28 protein-coding genes are annotated in these 24,486 nt (G+C 73.8%); 16 read left to right on the top strand and 12 right to left on the bottom strand.

Annotation, left to right across the window (positions count from 1 at the left end; all coding sequences use genetic code 11):
* Positions 1-64 precede the first annotated feature (64 nt).
* Entirely contained in the window at positions 65-1,267 is a 1,203-nt protein-coding gene (locus G514_RS25620; RefSeq protein WP_051247112.1) for a sensor histidine kinase, read from the bottom strand.
* Between the two features lie 16 nt (positions 1,268-1,283).
* The gene (locus G514_RS0108275) at positions 1,284-1,943 is read right to left on the bottom strand and encodes a response regulator transcription factor (protein WP_028651369.1); all 660 of its coding nucleotides are present in this window, start codon (positions 1,941-1,943) and stop codon (positions 1,284-1,286) included.
* A 104-nt stretch (positions 1,944-2,047) separates the two neighbouring features.
* On the opposite strand from G514_RS0108275, the gene G514_RS29090 reads away from it, so the two are divergent.
* The 4 genes from G514_RS29090 to G514_RS0108295 are packed head-to-tail and all read left to right on the top strand — an operon-like array spanning position 2,048 to position 5,673.
* Positions 2,048-2,716 carry a hypothetical protein gene (locus G514_RS29090; RefSeq protein WP_051247115.1) on the top strand — a complete coding sequence of 223 codons (669 nt, stop codon included), beginning with the start codon at positions 2,048-2,050 and terminating at the stop codon, positions 2,714-2,716.
* A 1-nt stretch (position 2,717) separates the two neighbouring features.
* The gene (locus tag G514_RS25630; protein ID WP_051247117.1) at positions 2,718-3,782 is read left to right on the top strand and encodes a peptidoglycan-binding domain-containing protein; all 1,065 of its coding nucleotides are present in this window, start codon (positions 2,718-2,720) and stop codon (positions 3,780-3,782) included.
* 35 nt (positions 3,783-3,817) lie between these two features.
* Positions 3,818-4,486 (top strand): ABC transporter ATP-binding protein, encoded by a 669-nt coding sequence (locus G514_RS0108290; protein ID WP_245582136.1) that lies wholly within the window; start codon positions 3,818-3,820, stop codon positions 4,484-4,486.
* Entirely contained in the window at positions 4,483-5,673 is a 1,191-nt protein-coding gene (locus G514_RS0108295) for an ABC transporter permease (protein WP_028651371.1), read from the top strand. The genes G514_RS0108290 and G514_RS0108295 overlap by 4 nt, the downstream gene beginning before the upstream one ends.
* 9 nt (positions 5,674-5,682) lie before the next feature.
* Here the strand turns inward: G514_RS0108295 and G514_RS0108300 are convergent, their stop codons facing one another.
* The gene (locus tag G514_RS0108300) at positions 5,683-6,165 is read right to left on the bottom strand and encodes a hypothetical protein (RefSeq protein ID WP_157544661.1); all 483 of its coding nucleotides are present in this window, start codon (positions 6,163-6,165) and stop codon (positions 5,683-5,685) included.
* Between G514_RS0108300 and G514_RS0108305 the strand changes: the two genes are divergently transcribed.
* Both G514_RS0108305 and G514_RS0108310 read left to right on the top strand, forming a co-directional pair.
* The gene (locus G514_RS0108305) at positions 6,164-6,862 is read left to right on the top strand and encodes a response regulator transcription factor (RefSeq protein ID WP_028651373.1); all 699 of its coding nucleotides are present in this window, start codon (positions 6,164-6,166) and stop codon (positions 6,860-6,862) included. The two genes, G514_RS0108300 and G514_RS0108305, sit on opposite strands and share 2 nt — an antisense overlap.
* Complete coding sequence (locus G514_RS0108310) at positions 6,862-8,130, top strand: sensor histidine kinase (protein WP_028651374.1); 1,269 nt, start codon at positions 6,862-6,864, stop codon at positions 8,128-8,130. Before G514_RS0108305 ends, G514_RS0108310 begins: the two co-directional genes overlap by 1 nt.
* A 20-nt stretch (positions 8,131-8,150) precedes the next feature.
* Here G514_RS0108310 and G514_RS30195 read toward each other — a convergent pair whose 3' ends face one another.
* Complete coding sequence (locus tag G514_RS30195; RefSeq protein ID WP_028651375.1) at positions 8,151-8,765, bottom strand: hypothetical protein; 615 nt, start codon at positions 8,763-8,765, stop codon at positions 8,151-8,153.
* Positions 8,766-8,896: 131 nt separating this feature from the next.
* Here G514_RS30195 and G514_RS30880 point away from each other — a divergent pair, with 131 nt between their 5' ends.
* The 6 genes from G514_RS30880 to G514_RS0108345 are packed head-to-tail and all read left to right on the top strand — an operon-like array spanning position 8,897 to position 13,274.
* Positions 8,897-9,373, top strand: coding sequence for a hypothetical protein (locus G514_RS30880; protein WP_211222085.1), 477 nt, complete (start codon positions 8,897-8,899; stop codon positions 9,371-9,373).
* Positions 9,373-10,296 (top strand): FAD:protein FMN transferase, encoded by a 924-nt coding sequence (locus G514_RS0108325; RefSeq protein WP_028651377.1) that lies wholly within the window; start codon positions 9,373-9,375, stop codon positions 10,294-10,296. Before G514_RS30880 ends, G514_RS0108325 begins: the two co-directional genes overlap by 1 nt.
* Positions 10,296-10,886 carry a ferric reductase-like transmembrane domain-containing protein gene (locus tag G514_RS25645; RefSeq protein WP_036564114.1) on the top strand — a complete coding sequence of 197 codons (591 nt, stop codon included), beginning with the start codon at positions 10,296-10,298 and terminating at the stop codon, positions 10,884-10,886. Before G514_RS0108325 ends, G514_RS25645 begins: the two co-directional genes overlap by 1 nt.
* Positions 10,883-12,163 carry an NADH-ubiquinone oxidoreductase-F iron-sulfur binding region domain-containing protein gene (locus G514_RS25650; RefSeq protein ID WP_051247121.1) on the top strand — a complete coding sequence of 427 codons (1,281 nt, stop codon included), beginning with the start codon at positions 10,883-10,885 and terminating at the stop codon, positions 12,161-12,163. The genes G514_RS25645 and G514_RS25650 overlap by 4 nt, the downstream gene beginning before the upstream one ends.
* A complete protein-coding gene (locus G514_RS0108340) occupies positions 12,160-12,360 on the top strand; it encodes a ferredoxin (protein WP_028651378.1) in 201 nt (66 codons plus the stop codon). Before G514_RS25650 ends, G514_RS0108340 begins: the two co-directional genes overlap by 4 nt.
* 23 nt (positions 12,361-12,383) lie before the next feature.
* Positions 12,384-13,274: an alpha/beta fold hydrolase gene (locus G514_RS0108345; protein WP_028651379.1), complete on the top strand. Its 891-nt coding sequence runs from the start codon at positions 12,384-12,386 to the stop codon at positions 13,272-13,274.
* Here G514_RS0108345 and G514_RS0108350 read toward each other — a convergent pair.
* Both G514_RS0108350 and hflX read right to left on the bottom strand, forming a co-directional pair.
* Positions 13,271-13,972, bottom strand: coding sequence for an SGNH/GDSL hydrolase family protein (locus tag G514_RS0108350; RefSeq protein WP_028651380.1), 702 nt, complete (start codon positions 13,970-13,972; stop codon positions 13,271-13,273). The genes G514_RS0108345 and G514_RS0108350 overlap by 4 nt on opposite strands.
* 94 nt (positions 13,973-14,066) lie before the next feature.
* Positions 14,067-15,566, bottom strand: coding sequence for a GTPase HflX (hflX, locus tag G514_RS0108355; protein WP_028651381.1), 1,500 nt, complete (start codon positions 15,564-15,566; stop codon positions 14,067-14,069).
* 165 nt (positions 15,567-15,731) lie between these two features.
* On the opposite strand from hflX, the gene G514_RS29100 reads away from it, so the two are divergent.
* The 4 genes from G514_RS29100 (at position 15,732) to G514_RS0108375 (ending at position 18,673) form a co-directional block, all read left to right on the top strand.
* Positions 15,732-16,787 (top strand): hypothetical protein, encoded by a 1,056-nt coding sequence (locus G514_RS29100; RefSeq protein ID WP_157544662.1) that lies wholly within the window; start codon positions 15,732-15,734, stop codon positions 16,785-16,787.
* Positions 16,788-16,924: 137 nt separating this feature from the next.
* Positions 16,925-17,563, top strand: coding sequence for a nucleoside/nucleotide kinase family protein (locus G514_RS25660; RefSeq protein WP_051247124.1), 639 nt, complete (start codon positions 16,925-16,927; stop codon positions 17,561-17,563).
* Between the two features lie 62 nt (positions 17,564-17,625).
* Positions 17,626-18,009: a hypothetical protein gene (locus G514_RS0108370; RefSeq protein ID WP_028651383.1), complete on the top strand. Its 384-nt coding sequence runs from the start codon at positions 17,626-17,628 to the stop codon at positions 18,007-18,009.
* A 22-nt stretch (positions 18,010-18,031) separates the two neighbouring features.
* Positions 18,032-18,673: a vWA domain-containing protein gene (locus G514_RS0108375; protein WP_028651384.1), complete on the top strand. Its 642-nt coding sequence runs from the start codon at positions 18,032-18,034 to the stop codon at positions 18,671-18,673.
* An 84-nt stretch (positions 18,674-18,757) separates the two neighbouring features.
* Here G514_RS0108375 and G514_RS0108380 read toward each other — a convergent pair whose 3' ends face one another.
* Genes G514_RS0108380 through G514_RS0108405 form a run of 6 tightly spaced genes read right to left on the bottom strand, consistent with a single transcriptional unit; the run spans position 18,758 to position 24,436 of the window.
* On the bottom strand, positions 18,758-19,534 hold the full coding sequence (locus tag G514_RS0108380; protein WP_028651385.1) for an SDR family NAD(P)-dependent oxidoreductase: 777 nt from the start codon (positions 19,532-19,534) through the stop codon (positions 18,758-18,760).
* Between the two features lie 31 nt (positions 19,535-19,565).
* On the bottom strand, positions 19,566-20,387 hold the full coding sequence (gene dapF, locus G514_RS0108385; RefSeq protein ID WP_028651386.1) for a diaminopimelate epimerase: 822 nt from the start codon (positions 20,385-20,387) through the stop codon (positions 19,566-19,568).
* Positions 20,384-21,034, bottom strand: coding sequence for a pyridoxamine 5'-phosphate oxidase family protein (locus G514_RS0108390; protein ID WP_245582137.1), 651 nt, complete (start codon positions 21,032-21,034; stop codon positions 20,384-20,386). The genes dapF and G514_RS0108390 overlap by 4 nt, the downstream gene beginning before the upstream one ends.
* A 29-nt stretch (positions 21,035-21,063) precedes the next feature.
* Complete coding sequence (gene ggt / locus G514_RS25665) at positions 21,064-22,905, bottom strand: gamma-glutamyltransferase (protein WP_084151873.1); 1,842 nt, start codon at positions 22,903-22,905, stop codon at positions 21,064-21,066.
* Positions 22,906-22,923: 18 nt separating this feature from the next.
* Positions 22,924-23,466: a dihydrofolate reductase family protein gene (locus G514_RS0108400; RefSeq protein ID WP_028651388.1), complete on the bottom strand. Its 543-nt coding sequence runs from the start codon at positions 23,464-23,466 to the stop codon at positions 22,924-22,926.
* A gap of 1 nt (position 23,467) precedes the next feature.
* On the bottom strand, positions 23,468-24,436 hold the full coding sequence (locus G514_RS0108405) for a helix-turn-helix domain-containing protein (RefSeq protein WP_028651389.1): 969 nt from the start codon (positions 24,434-24,436) through the stop codon (positions 23,468-23,470).
* Positions 24,437-24,486: the final 50 nt, after the last annotated feature.

Here is a 24,486-nt window from a genome sequence, read left to right on the forward strand (position 1 = left end):
GCACTCCGGCGACCGCGGTCTCCGCGTCGACGTCGGAGGCGGTCGGGGCGGGCACCCCAGAACCTTAGTTGGCCGGACCGACCCCGGCGCGGCTCTCTCCACCGAGGGGCAGCGCCAGCTCGGCGGCGAGGCCGCCGGGCTCGAGCGGGGTGAGCGTCAGCCGCCCACCGTGGTGGTCGGCGACGGCCTCGACGATCGACAGCCCGAGGCCGACGCCCCGGTCGGAGCCGACCCGGTCTCGCACGCCGCGGCGGAACGGCAGCGTCAGCCCGGCGGCGTCGGCCGGGTCGATCCGCGGCCCGGTGCTGCTGACCTCGAGGACCGCCTCGCCGTCCCGCTCCAGCAGTCGCACGTCGACCCAGCCCTCGCCGGCGGGCAGGTTGTGGCGCTCGGCGTTCTGGAGGAGGTTGCCGACCGCCCGGTCGAGCAGCTCCGCGTCGCCGGCCACGCTCACTGGCGCCAGGTGCAGGTGCCACGGTCGGCCGGCGTCCTCCTCCCCGCGGACCCGGTCGACGGCGTCGCTGACCAGCGCCATGAGGTCGACCCGTTCGTGCCGGGCCGGCTCGAGGCCGGACTGGACCCGCGCCAGGGTGAGCAGCGCATCGACCGTGCGGTTCGCCCGGTCGTTCTGGCCCAGCGCCACCTCGGCGGCGTGGCGCAGCTCGGCCTCCGACGCCTCGGGGTTGGCGAGCGCGACGTCGAGTGCCGCCTGCTGGTTGGCCAGCGGCGTGCGCAGCTCGTGCGACATGGTGGCGACCAGACGGCGTTCGGTGGCGAACGCCGAGGAGATGCGGTCGAGCAGCGAGTCGAAGGTGTCGGCGAGCTCGCGCAGCTCGTCGTGGGGGCCGCCGAGCGAGACCCGCTCGTCCAGCGAGTGCGCCGAGATCGCGCGCGCCCGGCTGGTGATCGTGTGCACCGGCGCCAGGACCCGGCCGGCGAAGACCCAGCCCACACCGACCGACACCGCCGCCGTCAGCAGCAGACCGACGCCCGACCACCACAGCAGCCCGTTGAGGGTCCGGTCGACCGCGTCGACGCGCGCCTGGAACACCGTGTCGCCGAAGGTCTCCCCCGGCTGCGGCGCGGCCCCCACGGCCGGCCCGTCGACGTCCGGCGGCGGCCCCTGCGTCGAGCCGATGAAGTAGGTCGCCTTCGGGGGGTGGCTCACCAGCGCGTAGATGCCGCCGAGCAGCACGGACGCGGAGACCACCGAGATCAGCGAGTAGACGATCGTCAGCCGCCACCGCACGCTCAGGCCCCGGTTCACGTGCGCACGCCCACTCTCACGAGCACAGCCGGTAGCCGACGCCGCGCAGCGTCTCGATCACCTGCGGGTCGCCGAGCTTGCGACGCAGGCCGACCATCGTCACCCGCACGGCGTTGGAGAACGCATCGGCGTGCTCGTCCCACACCCGCTCCAGCAGGTCCTCGGCCGACACCACCGCGCCGCGCGCCCGCGCCAGCTCGGCCAGCACGCCGTACTCCTTCAGCGTGAGCTGCACCGGCCGCCCGGCGCGGGTCACGGTCCGGCGCGCGGTGTCGATGGCCACCTCGCCGCTGCGGATGACGGGAGGTACGGCGGGACTGGTGCGCCGCGCGAGCGCCTCCACCCGCGCCAGCAGCTCCGCGAACGCGAACGGTTTGGGAAGGTAGTCGTCGGCCCCGAGGGCGAAGCCGTCCACCTTCTCCGCGACCGTGCCGGCCGCGGTGAGCATCAGCACCCGCGCCGACGCTCCGTCGCGCACCAGCGCTCGGCACACCTCGTCGCCGTGGACGACCGGCAGGTCGCGGTCGAGGAGCACGACGTCGTAGTGGTTGACCGCGGCCTGCTCGAGCGCGGTGGCGCCGTCGGTCACGACGTCGACGGCGTAGCCCGACCGGCGCAGCCCGCGCGCGAGCGCGTCGGCCATGATCTCCTCGTCCTCGACGACCAGCACGCGCATGCCCGAACGCTGCCACGGGTCAGGTTCAGCCCGGATAAGGAAATCCGCAGAACCTGCTGAGTTCGCCAACGCTGACCCAGCGGGCGAACCGGTGCAGTGGGGCCATGACCACCTTCTCGCACCCCAGGTCCGCGGCCTCCCGTGCCGCGCACGACCTCGCCTTCCGCGTCGTCCACCGGTTCCTCGTGGCCGCCGCCCTCCTCGTCGTGCTCGGTCTCGCCTCCGGGTGCGGCGGCGACCCCGGCGGCAACGGGTCGGCGCTGCCGGACGCCGCAGGGGCGTCGCCGTCCGCGGACGCGACGACGTCGAGCGACCAGGCCGACCTCGACCCGGAGGACGCGATGCTCAAGTTCGCCGAGTGCATGCGCGAGCACGGCGTCGACATGCCGGACCCGGCGCCGGGCGGCGGTATCCGGATGAACGGCGAGGGGCTGTCGCAGGAGCAGATGGAGGCCGCCCAGCGTGACTGCCAGAAGTGGATGGACATGGCCGAGCCCGAGGAGGGCGGCCACGAGCTGACCGAGGAGGAGAAGCAGCAGTTCCTCGACATGGCCGGCTGCATGCGCGAGCGCGGCTACAACTTCCCGGACCCCACCTTCGACGGCGGCCGGGTCACGCAGAAGATCGAGAAGGAGAAGGGCGGGCCGGACCTGCCCGGGCCGGACGACCCGGCCTTCCAGCAGGACATGGAGGAGTGCAGCGCCGACGCCGGCCTGGAGCCCCCGGGCAACGGAGGCGGCGCCGGACCCGCCACCGACGAGCACGAGGGCTGACGTGGCACGCCGGACCATCTGGCTCGCCACCGGAGCCGTCCTCACCAGCGTCACGCTGACCGGGTGCACCTTCCCGGGCGGCGACGGGGCCGGGGCGACGGAGGAGCCAGCGGCCGCACCGGTCACCGCAACCGTGCGACGCACCGACCTGACCGAGACCCTCACCGAGACCGGTCAGCTCGGCTACGGCAACGCGCTCGACCTGCCGACCGGGCTGACCGGCACCGTCACCTGGCTGCCGGACGTCGGCGGCGTCGTCGAGAACGGCGAGCCGGTCTACCGGCTGGACGCCGACCCCGTGCTGAGGCTCGACGGCAAGGTGCCCGCCTGGCGCGACCTCGACCCCGGCGTCAGCAGCGGGCGCGACGTGCTGCAGCTCGAGCGGGCGCTCACCGCGCTCGGCTACACCCGCGACCTCGATCTCGAGGTCGACGGCGACTGGACGTGGGTGACCACCATCGCGGTCGAGCGGTGGCAGCGCGACCACGGGCTCGACGACGACGGCGAGCTGCCTTTGGGCCGCGTCGTCTTCACCGACGGCGACGTGCGGGTGGCGACGATGCCCGTCGCGGACGGGACGGCGGTGCAACCCGGCACCGTCGTGCTGCAGGTGAGCGCCACCCAGCGCACGGTCACGGTCTCCGTCGACCCCACCCAGAAGCGGCTCGCGCCGGTGCACAAAGCCGTCGAGCTCGAGTTCCCCGACGGCACCACGGCGCGCGGCCGGATCCGCGAGGTCGAGCACCTGCCCGCCACCGAGGCGTCCGACGAGACCCTCGACGTGAGGATCGAGGTGGTCGGGCCGAAGGCCAAGCGGCAGGAGGTCGACCAGCAGGTCGACGGAACGTCGGTGCAGGTGGGGTTCGCGCACACCGTCGCGGAGGACGTGCTCGCGATGCCCGTGACCGCGCTGGTCGCGCTGGTCGCCGGCGGCTATGGCGTGGAGAAGGTCGCCGACGGCGACACGGCGTACGTCGCCGTCACCGCCGGCGCCTTCTCGGAGACCCTGGTGGAGGTCGAGTCACCCGACCTGGCCGAGGGCGACGAGGTCGTGGTGACGCCGTGACGGCCCAGGCCGGAAGGGCCTTGCAGCTCAGCGGGGTGACCCGCACCTACGGCACCGGCTCGGCAGCACTCACCGTGCTCCACGGCATCGACCTGACCGTCGGGGAGGGCGAGTACGTCGCGGTCGTCGGGCCGTCGGGATCGGGGAAGTCGACGCTGCTCAACATCGTCGGTGCGCTCGACCGGCCGACGACCGGCCGGGTGCTGCTCGCCGGCGAGGACCTCACGACGCAGTCGGACGCGCGCCTCTCGAGGCTGCGCGGCACGCACCTCGGCTTCGTGTTCCAGCAGTTCTTCCTGCTCGACCGCCGCTCCGCACTGGAGAACGTCGGCGACGGGCTGCTCTACCAGGGCGTGCGGCGCGCCGAGCGGCGCCGGCGCGCCGCGGAGGCGCTGCGGCGGGTCGGGCTCGGCGCGCGCCTCGACCACACCCCGGCCGAGCTGTCCGGCGGCGAGTGCCAGCGGGTGGCGGTCGCCCGCGCGCTGGTGCACCGGCCGCGCGTCCTGCTCGCCGACGAGCCGACCGGCAACCTCGACTCGGCGTCGGGCCGCGCGGTGCTCGAGCTCTTCGACCTCCTGCACGCCGAGGGCGCGACGATCGTCGTCGTGACCCACGACGAGTCGATCGCGGCACGCATCCCCCGGGTGGTCGCCATGCGCGACGGGCGGATCGAGTCCGACCTCCACCACGGAGCCGCCGTATGAGGGCGGGGCTGAGCCCGGCGGACCGGTTGCGGCTCGGTGCGCTCGGCCTGACCGCCCGGAAGGGCCGCGCGGCGCTCTCGGCGCTGGGGGTCGCGATCGGGATCACCGCGATGGTCGCCGTGCTCGGCTTCTCGGAGTCGTCGCGGGCCGACCTCAACGCCCAGCTCGACGCGCTCGGCACCAACCTGCTCGTGGTCGAGCCGGGCCAGGACCTGATGGGCGACGACGCGACCCTCCCGGAGACGTCGGTGGAGATGATCGCCCGGGTGCCGACCGTGCGGTCCACCGCCGCGACGTACGCCGTCGACGCGACCGTCCGCAAGAGCGACCGGGTGCCGGCGGCACAGACGAGCGGCGTCGTCGTGGCCGCCGCCGGACCGGGGCTGGACGCGGCGGTGTCGGCCGAGCTGCGCGCGGGCCGCTGGCTCGACGCGGCGACCTCGGACTACCCCGCCGTCGTGCTGGGGGCGACAGCCGCCCGGCGGCTCGCGATCGGGCCGCTCGACGACGGGGTCCGCGTCTGGCTCGACGGCCAGTGGTTCGCGGTCGTCGGGGTGCTCGAGCCGCTGGTGCTCGCGCCCGAGCTCGACGCGGCCGCGCTGATCGGCACGGGTGTGGCGCAGCAGCTCTACGGCGACGGCGACGACCTCCCGCCCACCACCGTCTACACGCGGGTCGACACCGACCAGGTGGCCGCCACTCGTGCCCTGCTCGCGCGCACGGCGAACCCGTCGTCGCCCAGCGAGGTGCGGGTCTCGCGACCCTCCGACGCGCTCGAGGCGCAGGCCGCGGCCGACAAGTCGCTGACCACGCTCACCCTCGGCCTCGGTGCGGTCGCGCTGCTGGTCGGCGCGGTCGGCATCGCCAACGTCATGGTCATCTCGGTGCTGGAGCGCCGCCGCGAGATCGGCGTGCGCCGGGCGCTCGGCGCCACGCGCGCGGGGATCGGCAGCCAGTTCCTCACCGAGTCGGTGCTGCTCTCGCTGCTCGGCGGCCTCATCGGCGGAGCCCTGGGCGTCGCCCTGACCACGGCGTACGCCGTCCACCAGGACTGGGGGGTGGTGCTGCCCTGGCAGCCGGTGCTGGCCGGCCTGGGCTGCTCGCTGCTCGTCGGGACCGTAGTGGGGCTCTACCCGGCGCTGCGGGCCGCGTCGGTGCCACCGACCGAGGCGCTGCGGTCGATCTGAGGACCCGCGTCAGTCGTCCTCGACGGTGTACGACGGCACGCCGCCGACGCAGACCGCCTCCACCCGGGTCTTGGCCTCGCCGGCCTCGAACTCCACCCGCACGTCGACCGGCCCGGTGTGGTCGACCTCGATCGACCACCCGCTGGCGGGCTGGGCGCTGACGAAGTCGATCGCGGACTTGCGGCACTCGCTGACGACGACGCCGGCGGACCCCTGCCACGTGCGGCGGACCGGCTTGGCCGGGCCGGGCGGGGCCGGCGACGCCGCCCCCGTGCCGGCCGAGCGGGTCGGGTTCGCGGGCGGGGCGGACGATGCCTGGCTCTGGGTCTCGGTGGCCGGCAGCTCGCCAGCGACGTCCGCGCCCGCTTGCGAGATCACGGTCCACACCAGCGCCGCGCCGGCGGACACGACGACCACCCAGGCGACGGCGCCCAGCGCGAATCTCCGGTAGCGGGCCATCAGGTCATCCTCCCTCCCGTAGCGTGCGGACATGACCAGCATCCTCGTCGTCGAGGACGACGAGGCGATCCGCAAGGCCGTGCACCGCGGCCTGGTCGAGCGCGGCCACGCCGTCGCGACCGCCGCCACCGGCATGGCCGGGCTCGAGCAGGTGCTCGCGCGGCCACCCGAGCTCGTGCTGCTCGATCTCGGCCTGCCGGACCTCGACGGCCTCACCCTGATCTCGATGATCCGGGCGGCCTCGCAGGTGCCGATCATCGTGATCACGGCGCGCGACGAGGACCCGACGATGGTCAAGGCCCTCGACAGCGGCGCCGACGACTACGTCGTCAAGCCGTTCGGCACCGACCAGCTGGCCGCCCGCATCCGCGCGGTGCTGCGCCGGGGCGGCGGGAGCGGTGGCGCGCCGGCCGAGCCGATCCGGGTCGGCGGCCTCGTGCTCGACGAGCGGACCCGCACCGCCACGCTCGACGGGCAGGCGCTCGAGCTGGCACGCAAGGAGTTCGACCTGCTGCTCGCCCTGGCCTCGCGGGCGGGCGAGGTGGTCACCAAACGGGAGCTGCTGGCGGACGTGTGGCAGCAGGCCTACGGCGGGTCCGAGCGCTCGGTCGACGTCCACGTCTCGTGGCTGCGCCGCAAGCTGGGCGAGACGGCGGCCGAGCCGAGGTACCTCCACGTGGTGCGCGGGGTCGGCATCCGCCTCGTCGACCCGACCACGAAGGCTGAGTGATGCGCCGCCGGATCTCATGGCTGGTGCTCATCACGACGTCGACCATCGTCGCGGCGTTCGTCGTACCGCTGTGCCTGCTGGTGCGCACGCTGGCGGAGGACCGCGCGATGGCCGCGGCGGACCAGGAGGCCGGCAACATCGCCGCGCTGGTGGCCGGTCGCCTGGACGCCGCCAACCTCGGCGACGTCGTCGACACCCGCAACGCTGCCGGTGACGTCCGGCTCACCGTCTACACCGCGGACGACCAGGTCCTCGGCGACGGGGCGACGCCGCGCACCGACGGAGAGGTGCGCCGCGCGCTGGGTGGCGAAGGGGTCACCACCGTGGACGACCGCGGCGGCCGGGTGCTGCTGCCGGTCGTGACCCCCGACGGCACCGCCGTCGTGCGGGCGAGCGTTACGGTGGACGTCCTGCGCGCCGGGGTGACCCGCGCCTGGGCGAGCATCATCGGGCTCGGCATCGCGCTGATGGCGGTCGCGGCGTTCATCGCCTCGCTGCTGGGTCGCCGGATCAGCGAGCCGCTGTACGCCGTGGCCGCCGTCGCGCACCGGCTGCGCGAGGGCGACCTGTCCGCGCGCGCCGAGGTCGACGGGACCGAGGAGACGGAGGAGCTGGCGCGGGCGCTCAACGGGCTGGCCGAGCGGACCCGTGAGCTGCTCGCCGCCGAGCGGGGCGCGGTCGCCGACCTGAGCCACCGGCTGCGCACGCCCGTCACCGCGCTCCGGCTCGACGCCGAGGCGGTGCCGGACGCGGAGCTCGCGCGCCGGCTGGGCGAGCACATCGGGGTGCTGCAGCGCAGCATCGACGCGATCGTCCGCGACGCGCGCCGACCGGTCCGCGAGGACCTGCGCGAGCGGTGCGACGCCGCGGCGGTGGTGCGCGACCGGGTGGCGTTCTGGCGCGCGCTGGCCGACGACCAGGGGCGACCGGTGCAGGTCACGGTGCCCGAGAAGCCGGTCGTCGTGCCGCTGGCGGCCGACGACCTCGCGGACGTCGTCGACGTCCTGGTCGACAACGTCTTCGCCCACACGCCCGAGCCGGTGGGGTTCGGGGTGCGACTGGTCGTCTCGGAGGCGAGCGCGCGGCTCGAGGTCGTCGACGAGGGCGATGGGCCGAGCGGCGTGCGTCAGGAGCGCGAGGGAAGCACCGGGCTCGGGCTGGACATCGCCCGTCGGGCCGCGGCGGCGGCCGGAGGGTCGCTCACGTTCGGTGCGCGGCCCGAGGGCGGGACCGAGGTCGACCTCGTGCTGCCCCTCGTGACCGACTGACGCTCGGGCGGCCGGCACGCTCAGTCGTCGTCCCCGCCGTGGTGGCTGTCGTCGTGGTCGTCGTCGTGGTCGTCGTCGTGGTCGTCGTCGTGGTCGTCACCGCCTTGGTGGCCGTCGTCGCCGTGGTCGCCGTGGTCGTCACCGCCGTGGTGGCCGCCGTGGTGCCCGCTGTCGTCGTCGCGGTCGTCGTCCCCGCCGTGGTGCCCAGTGTCGTCGTCCCGGTCGTCCCGGTCGCCGTCGTCATCGTCATCGTCGTCGTCGCCACCGTGATGGCCACCGTGGTGCCCGTCGTCGTCGGCCCGGCCGTCGTCGGACGAGCCGGCAGGGGCAGGCGGGCGCGCCGGGGCGGGCGCGGCGGCCACGGCCGGGGCCGCCACGGCGATCGTCCGCACCTCCTCGGTGACGCACCTGCCGTCCTCGAGCTGCGCCGGCTTGCGGCACGGCGCGAACCCCGGTCGCCGGTCCTGACCGGCAGGGGTGACCGCCGGGGTCTGCGTCGTGTCGATGACGAGCGACTCGCGCGGGGTGGCCTGCGGGCTGTCGGCGAGGGCGACGACGCGGTAGGCCACCGCGCCGCCGAGCACGCCGACCAGCAGCACGACGGACAGGACCAGCGACTTCGAGTTCAGGCTCATGACCGGAGGATGCGCACCCCTGTGTTGTGACGGGGTTGTCGCTGCATCAAGGGTGGGTCAAGAAGTGCCTTGATGTTCTTTTGACGTCGCGATGACTCGCGCTTGTCGGGCGGTCGCGCACCGTGGTCGTCGTGAGCAGCTATGACAGGCGAACCCGCGACCGCTACCGGCAGGTCGTCACCGGCGTGACCGGTGCGGCCGGCATCGGTGCCCTCACGCTGACCGGCGGCCTGATGGGCCTCGCGGCCGGCGAGGCCGCCAAGGCCGAGGCCCAGGACGCGGAGCAGCAGGCCGCGGCGCAGGCGGAGTACGCCGCCCAGCTCAGGGCGCACCGCCGGGCCGAGCGCCGGGCGGAGCGCCGGGCAGCCGAGGCGGCACCCCTGCGCGAGCGGGAGTACGTCACCCGGGTCACCACGCGCTACGTCACGACCGGCAGCGGATCGAGCAGCGCACCCGGCCCCGGAGGCAGCGTCAGCAGCTCCGGCGGGTCCAGCAGCTCCGGCGGGTCCGGCGGCAGCGGCGGGTCCGGTGCGGCTCCCGCGCCGCAGCCCGCCCCGGCGCCCGCGCCCGCGCCCCCGCCGCCCCCGGCACCGAGCAGCGGGTCGTGATGTCGACGTACTCGGAGTTCTCCGCGTTCGGGACCTACGCCCACCTCGCGGTGCGCCGGCCGGAAGCGCTGGCGCCCGCCCTGCGCGTCGCCCGGAGCGTCGTGCGCGACGTCGACGCGACGTGCAGCCGCTTCCGTGACGACTCCGACCTCGCCCGGGTCAACCGGGAGCCCGGCCGGTGGGTCGAGGTGCACCCGCTGCTCGTCGAGGCCGTCCGCGTGGCGACCGAGGCGGCGGCCGCCACGGACGGGCTGGTGCACCCGCTGCTCGGACGCCCGATGATGACGCTCGGCTACGACCGCGACTTCGGGGAGCTCCGCGAGGTGCCCTCGGCATCGACGAGCACGGCCGCGCCGGCGCTCGACGCATGGCAGCACATCGAGCTCGACGAGGGCCGCCTCCGCATCCCGGCCGGCACCGCGCTCGACCTCGGCTCCACCGCCAAGGCCTGGGCGGCCGACCTGGTCGCCACAGGCATCGAGCAGGAGCTCGGCGAGCCGGCGCTGGTCAGCCTCGGCGGCGACCTCGCCATCGCCGCACCCGACGGCCTCCCGTGGCCGGTCGCCGTGGCGGAGCGTCCCGACGACGTCCGTGACCGGCCCGGCTGCGTCGTCGACCTGACCGGGGGCGGGCTCGCCACGTCGAGCACGCAGGTGCGGCGGTGGCGGCGTGGCGGCGTCGAGCGCCACCACCTGCTCGACCCGCGCACCGGGCTCCCGGCCGCCGAGCACTGGCGCACCGTGACCGCCACCGGACCGACGTGCGTGGCGGCCAACATCGCGACCGCCGCGGCGGTCGTGCTCGGTGCGGCGGCACCTGCCTGGCTCGACCGGCACGACGTCACCGCCCGCCTCGTGGCCGTCGACGGCGGGGTGCACGGCACCGGCGGGTGGCCCCTGGACGCCGAGCGGAGGGCCGCCTGATGGAAGGTCCGTTCCTCTGGTACCTCAACCGCGGCAGCGGCGCGGTCGCGCTGCTGATGCTGACCCTCACCGTGGTGCTCGGCGTGCTCTCGCTGGGCGGCGCACCGGCCCGTGGGCTGCCCCGCTTCGTGGTGCAGTCGCTGCACCGCAACGCCGCGATGCTGGCGTTCGCGATGCTCGGCGCGCACGTGGTCTCGGCCGTTCTCGACACGTTCGTCGACATCCGCTGGTGGCAGACGTTCGTGCCCGTCGGTGCGACGTACGAGCCGCTCTGGCTCGGCCTCGGCGCGGTGTCGGTCGACCTCATGCTCGTGGTCGCCGCGACCAGCCTGCTCCGGCGGCGCCTGCAGGACCGGACCTGGCGCCTGCTGCACCAGCTCGCGTGGCCGATGTGGGGCATCGCGCTCGCCCACGGCGTCGGCATGGGCACCGACCTGCGCGACGGGTGGTGGCTGGTCAGCCTCGGGTGCGGGGCCACCGTCGCCCTCGCGCTGGTCTGGCGCCTGGTGCTCCTGGTCCGCGCCCGGCTCGCCCGCTCCGAGCCCGACCCCGTCCTCCCGTCCACCCCCGAGCTGAAGGTGCTCCGATGACCACGACCTGCCCGCCCTCACCGGTGCCGTTCCCTGACCGTGTCGACGTGCAGCCCGGACCTGCCCTGCTCGCCGGGATCGAGCACGGCCCGTCGCTGGCCGCGCACCGGCGGCAGTACGGCGAGCCGCCCGCCGTCTCCTCCGAGGAGCTGCACGAGGCCCTGCGCCGCATCGCCCTGCGCGGTCGCGGTGGTGCCGGCTTCCCGTTCGCGACCAAGCTCGAGGCCGTCCTCCAGCAGGGCTCGCGCCCGGTGCTCGTCGTGAACATGAGCGAGGGCGAGCCGGCCAGCAGCAAGGACACCGCGATCGCGCTGACCCGTCCGCATCTCGTCCTCGACGGCGTCGTCACCACCGCCCGGTCGCTGCGGGCGCGCGAGGTCCACCTCGTGCTCCCGGGCGAGCGCCCGGCGGCGGCCGCCGCGATGCGCACCGCCCTCGAGGAGCGCTCCGACGGCGTCCGCATCCGCACGCACGTCGCCGCGCCCCGCTTCGTCTCGGGGCAGGCGAAGGCGGTCGTCGAGCTGCTCTCGGGCCGGCCCAACCTGCCGGTGACGTCGTGGCAGCCCGAGGCCGTCTCGGGCCACAAGGGCCGGCCCACGCTGCTGAGCAACGCCGAGACCTGGGCCCGCGTCGGCCTGCTCGTGCTGCGCGGCGTCTCGTCGTTCTGCTCGCTGGGCACCCGCGAGGAGCCCGGCACCACCCTCCTCACGCTGAGCGCGCCCGGGCACGACCCGGTGGTGCGCGAGGCGGAGTACGGCGCGCGGCTGCGCGCCCACCTGCTGCCGGCCCTCGCTGGCCGGCCCGCCCTGGTGGGGGGCTTCCACGGTTCCTGGACGACCTGGGAGACCCTCGCCAGTGCGCGGACCTCGGTGCCGGGCATGCGCGCCCTCGGCGCTCCGCTCGGCGCCGGTGTGGTGCTGAGCGCGCCGCACGGGACCTGCCCGGTGACGCTGACCGGCGAGATCGTCGCGTTCCTGGCCGGCCAGAGCGCCGGGCGCTGCGGGCCGTGCCTCAACGGGCTGCCGGCGCTCGCGCGCGCCGTCTCGTCGGTGGTCGACGGCACCGACGGGCCGGCCCGGGTGGAGCAGCTCGCCGCGCTGGTCGAGCGACGCGGCGCGTGCGCGCACCCCGACGGCACGGTGCGACTGGTCCGCTCGATGCTGGCGACGTTCCCGGAGGAGGTCGGGCTGCACGCCAGGAGCGGGTGCTCCGAGCACCGCCGCCTGCACGTGGTGCCCGACCGGCCCGACGCCCCGGCCGTGCGGCGGGCCTCGTGAGCACCCAGCTGCGGGTCGACTGGCCCGAGTGCAAGGCCCGGGGGCTCTGCCACGAGGTGCTGCCCGACCTGGTCGAGCTCGACCCGTGGGGCTACCCGATCGTGCGCGGCCCGGTCACCGACGACCTGCTCGCCGACGCCCGCGAGGCGGTGCGCACCTGCCCCCGCGCGGCGCTGCGGCTGGTCGAGGGCCGCTGACCCGGCCGGGATATCGTCGGCCGGTGACTGACGGCTACGGCGAGGTCCACACCCGCGACGGCCGCACCCTCGAGGTGCTGACCGGCGGTGACCCCGACGGGTTCCCGTTGCTCTACCACGGCGGCTCGCCCTCGGCCGCCGTCACCTACGAGCCGCTCGACAGCGCGGCGCGCACGCACGGCCTGCGCCTGGTCACCTACTCCCGGCCCGGCTACGGAGGGTCGACCGCGCGGCCGCGCGCGGAGCCGCGCATGGTCGACGACGTCGCCGACTCGGCGGCGGTCCTCGACGCGCTCGACGTCGACCGCTTCCTCACCATCGGCTGGTCCGGAGGCGGTCCGCGAGCGCTCGGCTGTGCCGCGCTCCTCCCCGACCGGTGCCTGGCCGCGGCGTCGCTGGCCGGCCTCGCGCCGTACGACGGCGAGGGCCTGGACTGGATGGCGGGCATGGCCGAGGAGAACGTCGCCGAGTACACCGCCGCGGCGACCGGGCGCGACGCCTACGCGGCCTACCTCGAGGAGGAGTTCCTGCCGGTGCTGCTGGCCGATGCCGACGACCTGGCGGAGGCGATGGGCGGCCTGCTGCCCGAGGCGGACCGCGCCGCCATGGACCGCGGGTTCACCGAGTGGCTGACCGAGACCTTCCACCGCGCCGGCACCCAGCGGATCGCCGGCGTGCTCGACGACGGCCAGGCCGCGGTGCGCCCGTGGGGCTTCGACGTCTCCGGCATTCGCGTGCCGGTGGCGCTCTACCAGGGCCGTCAGGACGCCATGGTGCCCTTCGCCCACGGCGAGTGGCTGGCCGCGCACGTGCCCGGAGCCGAGACGCACCTGACCGACCACGACGGCCACCTCACGCTGGTCACCCAGCTGCCGGAGGTGCTGGCCGGACTGCGCCGGATGGCGGGGATCTAGGAAGCGCCTGACGACAGGCCCGCGATCCGCTCGGACACGGCGTCGCCGAAGGCGCGGTGGCCGGCCGGCGTGAGGTGCAGGCGGTCGTCGAGGTAGGGCAGCTCGAGGTCGACCATCGAGACGTAGGGCACGGCGTACTGCCGCGCGAGCCGGGCCAGCAGCCGGTCGACCCGCGGCACCCTGGCCGCGCGGGCCGGCGCGGTCGCCGGACCCACCACGACCGTGCGGTACGGCGCCGCGGCCCGCATCACCCGGGCGAACCCGGCCTCGATCTCGGCCTGGGTGCGGTCGTAGTCGTTGAGGCCGCCCTCGACGATCACGAGGTCCGCGCCGCCCCTCAGCGCGGCGGGCGCCCGGTCGGCGAACGAGACCCGGCCGCACGGGCTGGCCTTGGCGCTGAACCCGGAGCCGGAGAAGCCCGCGACGTGCACGCGGCCCGGCAGGCGCGACGGCCAGGACTGCACCGGCTTGTCGAGGCCGAGCCCGGCCGACCACGAGTCTCCGACCACGACGACCCGCTCGCCCGAGCCGGTCACCATCGCGGCCCGCTTGACCGAGGCGGCCGCGAACCGCTCGCACCTGCTCTGGTGCGCGCTGGCCCGGGCCGCGACGACGCCGGTCGCCACGAGCGCGACGACCAGAGCCGTCGCGGTCATGAGGACGGCGCGACGGCGCAGCGGGACGACCCGAGAGAGCACGAGGGCAAGTGTGCGTCGCAGTGGCCCCGGACCCCATGGTCCAACTGGGCCATTCAGGGGTCATTCAGGGGTCATTCCGGGACCCGCCGGACTGCTACACGGAGTACGACGCGAGCTCGCCGGCGAGGTCCTGGTTGGCCCGGCCGGCGACGAGGGTGCCGTCGGCGGTGTGCTCCATCGTGTCGATCTCGCCGTGCTGGTGGAGGCGGTTGATCAGGTCGCCCCGGTCGTAGGGCAGCAGCGCCTTGAACTCCACGCCCGGGCGCGGCAGCTCGCTCTCGACGAGGGCGAGGGCCTCGGCGATGCCCTCGCCGGTCTTGGCGCTGACCACCACCGAGTGAGGCTCCTCGCGGCGCAGCCGGGCCAGCACGAGCGGATCGGCGGCGTCGGCCTTGTTGATGACCACGATCTCGGGGACCTGGCTGGCGCCGATCTCGGCGAAGACCTCGCGGACCGCGGACAGTTGGCCCTCGGGGTCGGGGTGCGAGCCGTCGACGACGTGGAGGATCAGGTCGGCGTCGGCCACCTCCTCCAGGGTCGAGCGGAACGCCTCGACCAGCTGGTGGGGCAGGTGCCGGACGAAGCCGACGGTGTCGCTCATCGTGTAGACGCGGCCGTCGGCCGTGGTCGTGCGGCGGGTCGTCGGGTCGAGCGTCGCGAACAGCGCGTTCTCGACCAGCACGCCGGCGTCGGTGAGCCGGTTGAGCAGCGAGGACTTGCCGGCGTTGGTGTAGCCCGCGATCGCCACGGCCGGGATGGCCCGCGCCCGGCGCATGGAGCGCTTCGCGTCGCGGGTCTTCTTCATCTCCTTGAGGTCGCGGCGCAGCTTGGCGATCTTGGTCTTGATCCGCCGGCGGTCGGTCTCGATCTTGGTCTCGCCCGGGCCGCGGCCACCGATGCCGGCACCGCCGGCGACCCGGCCTCCGACCTGGCGGGACAGGTTGCCACCCCAGCCACGCAGCCGCTGGGTCATGTAGTTGAGCTGGGCGAGCTCGACCTGCGCCTGGCCCTCCTTGGACTTCGCGTGCTGGGCGAAGATGTCGAGGATCAGCGCGGTCCGGTCGACGACCTTGACCTTGAGCCGGTCCTCGAGGTTGCGCAGCTGGCTCGGCGCCAGCTCGCCGTCGCAGATCACGGTGTCGGCGCCGGTCGCACGCACGATCTCGCCGATCGCCTCGACCTTGCCGCGTCCGACGTACGTCGCGGGGTCGGGCGACTGGCGGCGCTGGTAGACCGCCTCGAGCACCTCCGAGCCGGCGGTCTCGGCGAGCAGGGCGAGCTCGGCCATGGAGTTCTCGGCGTCCTCGACCGACCCCTCCGTCCACACGCCGACGAGCACGACCCGCTCGAGCCGGAGCTGGCGGTACTCGACCTCGCTGATGTCCTCGAGCTCGGTCGACAGTCCCGCAACCCGGCGGAGTGCGTGCCGCTCGGCGAGCTCCATCGCGCCGGCGGTGGGCTCGTCCTCTGGATCGGCCTCCGACTCCCAGCCAGAGGTCGCCTCGAGCTCGTCGTCGAGGTCGAACTCGTCGAGGTCGATGGTGGAGCCGGCGGGTCCGAGATCGTCGGCGTCGAGGTCAGGTGCGTTCGTCATACGACGTCCAGCCTACGTTCCGCTCCCTCACGGCGCATTCGGCTTTCGGCCCAACCCGCACAAACGGGCGGTATCCACACGGCGAGCCCGGTGTTAGCCTGCGCGCCTCGGGCCTCGTCCAGGAAGACCCGAAACATTAGAAAGCAGGGAACTATGCATTCTCTGATGCGCTCCAAACGCATCGCGGGCAGTGCCGCGGGTCTGCTGGCCGCGGCAGTTGCGCTGTCTCTCGGAGTGGCGCCCGCCGCCGACGCGGCACCGGCACCCGACATCAAGGTGACCCAGAACTACTCCGACGCGATCGTCGCCGGTGACGGGATCTCCTGCAACGGCGGCGGCATCGTCGCGGACAACCAGTACTACCGCCGCTTCGACATGAGCGTCTACGGCGCCCAGAACGGCTTCAAGGTGTCGAAGATGACCGTGGCCGTCGAGGAGGCGACCAGCTCCGCAGGGGGCGTCCCGGGCGACTTCAACATCTACGCGATCGACCACACCGCCGACCTCACCATCGCCAACCTCGGCACGCCGGTCGGAACCACGCCGGTCGACCTCGAGTCGGCGAGCGGCTCGGAGCTCAAGTCGGCTGCGATCTCCGCGACGATCCCGGCCGGCAAGGACATGGTCATCGAGCTCTCGGTCGATGACGCCGGAGCCGGCGACGCCAGCTTCTACCCGGGCGCCAACGAGGCTCCCGAGCTCGGCACGACCTACCTGTCCTCGACGAGCTGCGGGATCACGGAGCCGACCGAGCTGGCAGCGGTCGGTCCTTTCGCCGGCATCGCGAACATCATGTTCGTCAACGGCAAGACGACCGACTGCATGACGGCCGAGACCGCCGCCACGACGGCTGCCACGACGGCTGCTGCCGCTGCGACGAAGGCGACCGCCGCCACGGCCGACAAGGCCGCGGCTGACAAGAAGGTCACCAAGGCCAAGAAGAAGCTCAAGAAGGCCAAGAAGTCGGGCGTCGCCTCGAAGATCAAGAAGGCCAAGGCGAAGCTCAAGAAGGCCAAGAAGGCCGCCAAGGCTGCCAACGCTGCATACGCCGCCGCCCAGGCTGCCAAGGCTGCTGCGGACGCGGCGCTGACCGCTGCCAACGCGGCGCAGGCGACCAAGTGCGCGCAGCCCGCGCTGCCGCCGGCTCCGGCGGCTCCCGCCGGTGGCCAGGCCACCAAGCCGGCCAGCAAGGGTGGGTTCTCGCTCTCGAGCGCCCGCTGACGCTGTCCGACGCACCAACGCACCACCGCATCACCAGCACCACCAGCTGAACACCAGCTGAGCACCAGGGGTACGGCCCGAGGAGCAATGCTCCTCGGGCCGTACTCATCTTCACGATCACGGTCTAGCGTGACCGCGTGCGGGTCTCCTCCGACGGTCACGAGATCGCAGCCCTGGTCGACGCCCTGCCGTCGTGCCGGTTCGTGCTGGGTCTCACCGGTGCGCCCGGGGCCGGGAAGTCGACGCTGGCCGCGGCCCTCGCCGCGGCGTACGCCTGCCCGGTCGTGCCGATGGACGGGTTCCACCGCAGCAACGCCGAGCTTGCCGCGATGGGGCTCCTCGAGCACAAGGGCGCACCCGACACCTTCGACGCCGAGGCGTACGCCGGGGTGCTGCGCCGGCTCCAGTGCGGGGGCGACGTGCTGGCGCCGTCGTTCGAGCACGGCCGGCCCGACCCCGAACCGGACACGATCCACGTCCCGGCCGAGGCGGAGCTCGTGGTGACCGAGGGCAACTACCTGCTGCTCGACGAGCCGCGCTGGCACGGCGCGCGCCGCGAGTGCGACGCCGTGTGGCACCTGACCATCGACGACGCGCTGCGGCGCGACCGCCTGGTCGCCCGCCGCCTGGCGGCGGGCCAGGACCCCGAGGAGGCGCGGGCGTGGGTGGAGCGCGTCGACCAGCCGAACGCCGTGCTCGTCGAGGCCGCGGCGGATGCCGCCGACGAGCGGCTCGATCTGAGCGGCTGGTCCGGCGTGATCATCAGCGGCGACTGAGGCGCATTACCTGCGCTTCCGCATAATTTGCATATCCGCAGTTTATGCGGCATTCTCTTCTCATGGCACCCGACCCGCACCAGCTCGACGCCGTCCGCGAGGCCCTCGAGGCCGCAGCCGACAAGGACGCCGACGAGGCGCTCCCGCACCTGCGGAACGCCGCCGACCGCCTCACCGCGCTCATCGACGAGTCGATGGCCGAGGCACTGCTGGCCGGCAAGGTGTCGCTCCGGGCCGCCGGCGCGGCCGCGGGGCTGACCGAGAACGCCGTACCTCCCCGACTGGCCCGCACCCAGACCCTCGGCGCCTACGCCAACGAGGACGGGCGCGTGACCGCCGCCGGTGTCGAGCGCGCGAAGTACGACCACGAGTCGGGGACGCCCAAGCCGCCCCCGGCCCCCGCAGCAGCACCCATGCGGTTCAAGCCGCGCCGACCCAGCCGATGACCCAGCCGATGAGGAGACCGCGATGACCCGTTCCGACCTGACCCACCTCTACTTCCTGCTCGACCGCAGCGGTTCGATGCAGTCGATCAAGTCCGACATCGAGGGCGGCTTCGCGGCGTTCGTCGAGGAGCAGCGGCGCGGCACCGGCGAGTGCCGGGCCACGCTGGCGCAGTTCGACGACGTCTACGAGGTCGTCTACGCCGGCCGCCCGATCGCCGACGTGCCGCCGCTGGACCTCCAGCCGCGCAACATGACCGCGCTGCACGACGCGATGGGCCGGCTGATCACCGACGCCGGCGCGGAGCTCGCCGCGCTGCCCGAGCGCGAGCGGCCGGGCACGGTCATCGTGGCGATCATGACGGACGGTCTCGAGAACGCCAGCAAGGAGTGGACCAGCGTGGCGATCAAGGCGCTGGTCGAGCAGCAGACGCGCGACTTCAGCTGGACATTCATGTACATGGGCGCCGACCAGGACGCCGTCGAGGTCGGTGCCGCGCTCGGCATCGACCGGGACCTGTCCGTGACCTACTCGCGCGGGAAGTCGCGCGAGGCGATGGGCGTGGCGTCGGCCAAGGTCGCCAAGCTGCGCGCGGCCCGCGTCGTGGCGCCGGCAGCGCCGATGGAGGCCTTCACCGACGACGAGCGCCGTTCGCTCGCCGACTGAGGACTGCCCCCACGAAACTGGCGCTGACCGGATGGAGTTCCTTACGGTCAGCGCCAGTTTCACCGGGTACCCGGTGAAACCCGCCTACTTCGGTGGCATCCGGATCCCGCCGTCGACGCGGATGACCTCGGCGTTCATGTAGGAGTTCGTGAGGCACTCCACGACCATGCTCGCGAGCTCGTCCGGCACGCCCAGCCGCTTCGGGAAGAGCACGCTCTCGCCGAGCTTGGCCTTGAACGCCTCGGACTCGGGGCCCTCGCCGTAGATCGGGGTGTCGATCAGGCCCGGCGCGATCGTGTTGAGGCGGATGCCGGACGCGGACAGGTCGCGAGCCACCGGCAGGGTCATGCCGACCACGCCGCCCTTCGACGCGCTGTAGGACGCCTGGCCGATCTGGCCGTCGAACGCCGCCACGCTGGCGAGGTTGACGATCGCGCCGCGCTGCCCGTCGGCGTCGGGCTCGTTGCGGCTCATGACCGTGGCGGCCTGGCGGACCATGTCGAAGGTGCCGATCAGGTTGATCGCGATGACCCTCGTGAACGCGTCGAGGTCGTGCGCCGACTCGATCTGGCCGTCGCGGCCGATCGTGCGCTGGGCCCAGCCGATGCCGGCGGAGTTGACGACGGCGCGCAGGGGCGCGATCTCGGCGGCGGCGTTGACGGCGGCGGTGATCTGCTCGGTGCTCGTCACGTCGACCTGCGCGAAGACGCCGTTGATCTCGGCGGCGAGGGCCTCGCCCTTGTCGGCCTGCAGGTCGGCGACCACGACGGTGGCGCCCTTCGCTGCGAGCTGACGGGCACAGGCCGCGCCGATCCCGGAGGCGGCACCGGTCACGATGGCGGTCGATCCACTGATGTCCATGGCCGGGAGCCTAATGACGCCCGGCGCCCGCTCAGAGGTCGGTCTCGCCCTGGGCCACGACGACGGCGGGGCCGGTGAGCAGCACCCGGTCGTCGGCGGTCCACGTCACCGTGAGCGTGCCGCCGGGCACGTCGACGCGGTACGCCACCTCGGCACCGTCGCGGCGCGCGCCGTCCGCGTCCGCGGCGGCGACCATCACCGCTCCGGCGCCGGTGCCGCACGACCGCGTCTCCCCGGAGCCACGCTCGTGGACGCGCATCGCGACGTGGCGCGGCCCGCGACGCACGACGAGCTCGACGTTCACGCCGTCGGGGTAGAGACCCTCGTCGTGCCCCGGCGGGTCGAGCAGCCGGCCGGCGTCGTCGAGCGAGTCGACGAAGGCGACCGCGTGGGGGTTGCCCATGTCGACGTGCCGGGCCGGCCACGTGCGCTCGTCGATGGACACCGCGGTGTCGCCGAGCAGCTTCGGCGTGCCGAGGTCGACGGTGATGAGGTCGCCCTCGACGGTCAGCGTCTTCACGCCGTCGCGGGTGTCGACCGGGATCGGTGCCGTGCCGTCGGCGAGCCCCGCGTCGACGAGGTAGCGGACGAAGAGGCGGATGCCGTTGCCGCACATCTCCGCGATCGAGCCGTCCGCGTTGCGGTAGTCCATGAACCACGCGGCGTCGGGTCCGCTCGAGCGCACGACCCGCAGCACGCCGTCGCCGCCGATGCCGGCGCGCCGGTCGCAGAGCCGGCGCACCCGCTCGGCAAAGTGCTCCTCCGAGAGCGCGCCGTGCACGGTGCCGTCGAGGTCGGGCAGGAGGACGAAGTCGTTCTCCGTGCCGTGCCCCTTGAGGAACTCGTAGGTCATGAGCCGTAGAGGCCCTTGGCGTAGTGGTCGGGGCGGTAGTAGTCGTCGAGCTGCTCGATCGTCATGCCGCTCGGCTCGACCTCCTTGGCGATCACCGCCCGCCGGGGCACGTGGGCCTCGGGGTCCCAGGTCTCCGGCTTCCAGAGCCCGGATCGCAGGAACGCCTTCGCGCAGTGGAAGAAGATGTCGTCGATCTCGACGACCACCGCCAGCAGCGGACGGTGCCCCTTGACCACCATGTCGTCGAAGAACGGCGCGTCGCTGACCAGCCGGGCCCGACCGTTGATCCGCAGCGTGTCACCGCGCCCGGGGATGAAGAAGCTCAGGCCGACGTGCGGGTTGGCCAGGATGTTCTTGTAGCCGTCGGCGCGCTTGTTGCCGGGCCGCTCGGCGATCGCGATGGTGCGGTCGTCGATGACGTGCACGAGCTGCCCCGGCGGGTCGCCCTTGGGCGAGGCGTCGCAGCTGCCGTCGGCCCCGGACGTCGCGAGCACGCAGAACGGCGTCGCCGCGAGCCAGGCGCGGTCGACGTCGAGCAGCGCCGCCCGGCCCTTGTTGGCCGCGCGCTCGTGCGGGGTGCCGAGCAGCGCGACCAGCTCGTCCTCGGAGTCGATCGTCACCAGCCCTGCGGAGGTCTCGGTGCTCACCCCTTCAGGGTAGAGGTCCGCGCACGCGCCTACCTGCGCCTGACCACCGCCGCCGCTCCCCCGCCACGGCGGGTGGGCTCGGCCGCCGCGGTCAGCAGCCCGCGCGGCCCGAACTCGATCGCCGTCGCCGCCCCGATCTCGGCGGCGCTGGTGCCCGGCGCCCCCGCGGGAGCGAGGGTGTGACCGAGCAGCGCGAGCGCCGCGGCGTACTGGTCGAGGAAGGCCTGCTCGGCGCTCAGCGTCGCCTTGTTGGACGGCGCTACCCGCGGCGCAGCGATCGCCTGGGGCAGCGTCATGCCGAGGTCGAGCCGGTTGACGATGATGCCGAGGACGGTGGTGATGATCGTCGAGCCGCCGGGCGAGCCGAGCGCGAGCACCGGCTTCTTGTCGCGCAGCACGATGGTCGGCGAGATCGAGCTGCGCGGCCGCTTGCCGGGCTCGATCCGGTTGGGGTCGGCGGGGTCGTAGACGGCGCTGAAGTCGGTCAGCTCGTTGTTGAGCAGGAAGCCGCGGCCGGGCACCACGATGCCGGACCCGCCGGTCTGCTCGATGGTGAGCGTGTACTCGACGACGTTGCCCTCGGCGTCGGCGACGGTGAGGTTCGTGGTGTTGACGCCCTCGGTGTCGGGGCCGGAGCCGCTCCGGCTGCTCGGGGTCGCGCACGACCCGTCGGAGGCGGTGACGTCGCCGGCTGCGACCGGCGGGGTGAACGCGTGCAGCGGGTCGATCCGGCAGGCGCGCTCGGCAGCGAAGGTGTCGGAGAGCAGCGTGCCGACGGGTACGCCGGACTGGTCGCCGACGTACTTCGCGCGATCGGCGAAGGCGAGGTGCGCGGCCTCGATGACGAGGTGCTGGACCTGCGCCGGCGTCATCGTCTTGAGGTCGTAGCGCTCCAGGATGTTGAGCGCCTCCCCGACGGTCGTGCCGCCGCTGCTCGACGGCGGCATGCCGTAGACGTCGAGGCCGCGGTAGCCGACGTGGGTCGGCCGGTGCTGGACGACGGCGTACTTCGCGAGGTCCTTGACGCGCATCCGGCCACGAGGCACCGGCAGGTCGGTGTGGCGGCGCACCGGGGGCTTGCGCACCGTCCGGGCCAGCTCGCGGGCGAGGGCGCCGCGGTAGAACGCCCCCATCCCGCGCGCGGCGAGGAGGTCGTAGGTCCTGGCGAGCTGGCGGTTTCGGAAGACGCTGCCCACCTTCGGGGCCTTGCCGTGCCGCAGGAAGAGCTTGCGGGTCGAGGTGAAGGCGTTGAACCGCTCGGCGTTGTCGTCGGTCTGCTGGTGGAAGGTCTTGTCGACCTTGAAGCCGCGCCGGGCCAGCGCCGCCGCCGGGGCGAGCACGTCGGCCAGCGGCATCGAGCCCCAGCGGTCGAGCGCCGCCTGCCAGGTCGCGGGAGTGCCGGGCACGCCGACGGAGACCCCGCTGGTGACGAGGTCGGGAGTGAACGGGTAGGGCTGCCCCGTCGCCGGGTCGACGAAGGCGTCGTGCTTCATCGCCGCCGGCGCGGTCTCGCGACCGTCGAGCGTCTTCACCCGCTTGGTCTTCGCGTCGTAGTAGACGAAGTAGCCGCCGCCCCCGAGGCCGGAGCTGTAGGGCTCGGTGACGCCGAGGGCGGCGGCGGTGGCGACCGCGGCGTCCACGGCGTTGCCGCCGCGGCGGAGGACCTGGAGCCCGATCCGCGAGGCGTAGGGGTCGACCGAGGTGACCGCGCCGCCCCTGCCGGTGACCGTGGCCTTGCGAGGTGGCTCGTGGACCCGCTGGGCGGGCCCGGGCGGAGCGTCCTGGGCGGAGGCCGGCGCAGCGACCGGAGCCTGGAGGGTGACGAGCGTGAGCGAGGCGGCGCCGAGGACGGCGAGGGGTCCCGAGAACATGCCAGTGGCAGTACCCGCTCAGCGCGGACCTCTCACCTCGAAGCGGGCCGCGATGAAGGCCTTGTTCTGGTGCACCTCGACGAGCTCGAAGTCGAAGGGCCGCGGGAACAGCGGCCGGCCGGCGCCGAGCGTCACCGGCGCGATGTAGCAGATCACCTCGTCGAGCCGGCCCGCCTCCGCGAACTGGGCGGCGAGATCGCCGCCGCCGACCACCCACACGTCCTTGCCCCCGGCGGCCGCCACGAGCTCGTCGTGCAGCGGGGCCACGTCTCCCTGCGCGAACCGGACGTCCGCCCCGTCGATGCCGGGCAGGTCGCGGTGGGTCAGGACCCACGCCGGCATCGCGTAGGGCCAGCCCTCGCCGGACTTCTCGAGGTGGGCGAGCAGCCACTCGTACGTCGTCGCACCCATGACGATCGCGCCGATGTCCTTGATGAAGTCGTCGTAGTTGAGCGGGCCCTGCTCGTCCTGCTCCTGGACGAAGAGCCAGTCGAGGCCGTCGTGCTCGTCGGCCAGGAAGCCGTCGAGGGTCATCGCGGTGTAGAAGGTGGTGCGGGCCACGTCAGTGCCTCTTCATCCAGTTGAGCGGGTCGCCGGAGAACCCCGGCGAGTCGAGGTCCTCGCCCGCGAAGACGCCGTCCTCGGTGAGCAGCTGACGGGCCAACAGCCGGCGGCCTGCGGAGTGCGTCACGACGTGGGCGACGATCCCGCCGAGCACGAAGCTCTCCGGCGGGTCGCACAGCGCGTCCACGACCCGGTCGGCCCACGCGTCGCGGCGCTCGATGTCGCGGACCACCGCCAGCCACGCCGCGGCCGCCACCTCGTGCCGCTCGACGAGGCTCCCGACGTCGTCCGCTGCGCGGTCGGGGCGGATCTCATCGGGGTGGGTGCCCCCGGTGATCGACGCGACCCAGACCTCCTTGGTGAAGACCAGCCGCTCGAGCAGCTGGGCCACCGAGCGCTCCGGCACCTCGAACACCGTGACCTGCCGGGCCGGCAGCCGCTGCTCGCGGAACCGCTCGTCGGTGAGCTGCTTGGCGGCGTCGAGGAGCAGCCGGGTGTCGGCGACGTCGTGCTGGAGCAGCAGCGAGGTGACCCCACCGCCGCCGGTGCTCCCCCGCTCGGGCTCGGCCTCGACCCACAGCGAGAACGGCGGGTGGAAGTGGATGCCGTTGGGCGCGCTCAGCCAGTGGGCCGTGCCGCCGCCCTTCAGGACGCTCGGCGGGTGCCCGTAGGCGCGCGCGAACGCGCGGCTGAAGCCCTCGACCGACTCGTAGCCCGCTTCGAACGCCGCGTCGGTGACCGAGGCCCCCCGGCGCAGCTGCCACGCCGCGCGCTCGAGCAGGACGCGCCGCTTCATCGCGACCGGCGGCTCCCCTGCGCTGCGGGAGAGCTGCCGGTTGAAGTGGTACGGCGAGGAGTACGCGTCTCCCGCCATGTCGTCGAGCGTGTGGTTGTCGTCGTCGAGCACCGCGTCGAGCAGCTCGCGCAGCCGGTCGCGGCCGGCGGGTGCGTCGGTCTCCTCGCTCACGCGCCCAGTCTGGACCGGATCGTGGGCCGGCGGCCCGACCGTTCTTGCTC

The organism is Nocardioides halotolerans DSM 19273 (assembly GCF_000422805.1).
Taxonomy (GTDB): domain Bacteria; phylum Actinomycetota; class Actinomycetes; order Propionibacteriales; family Nocardioidaceae; genus Nocardioides; species Nocardioides halotolerans.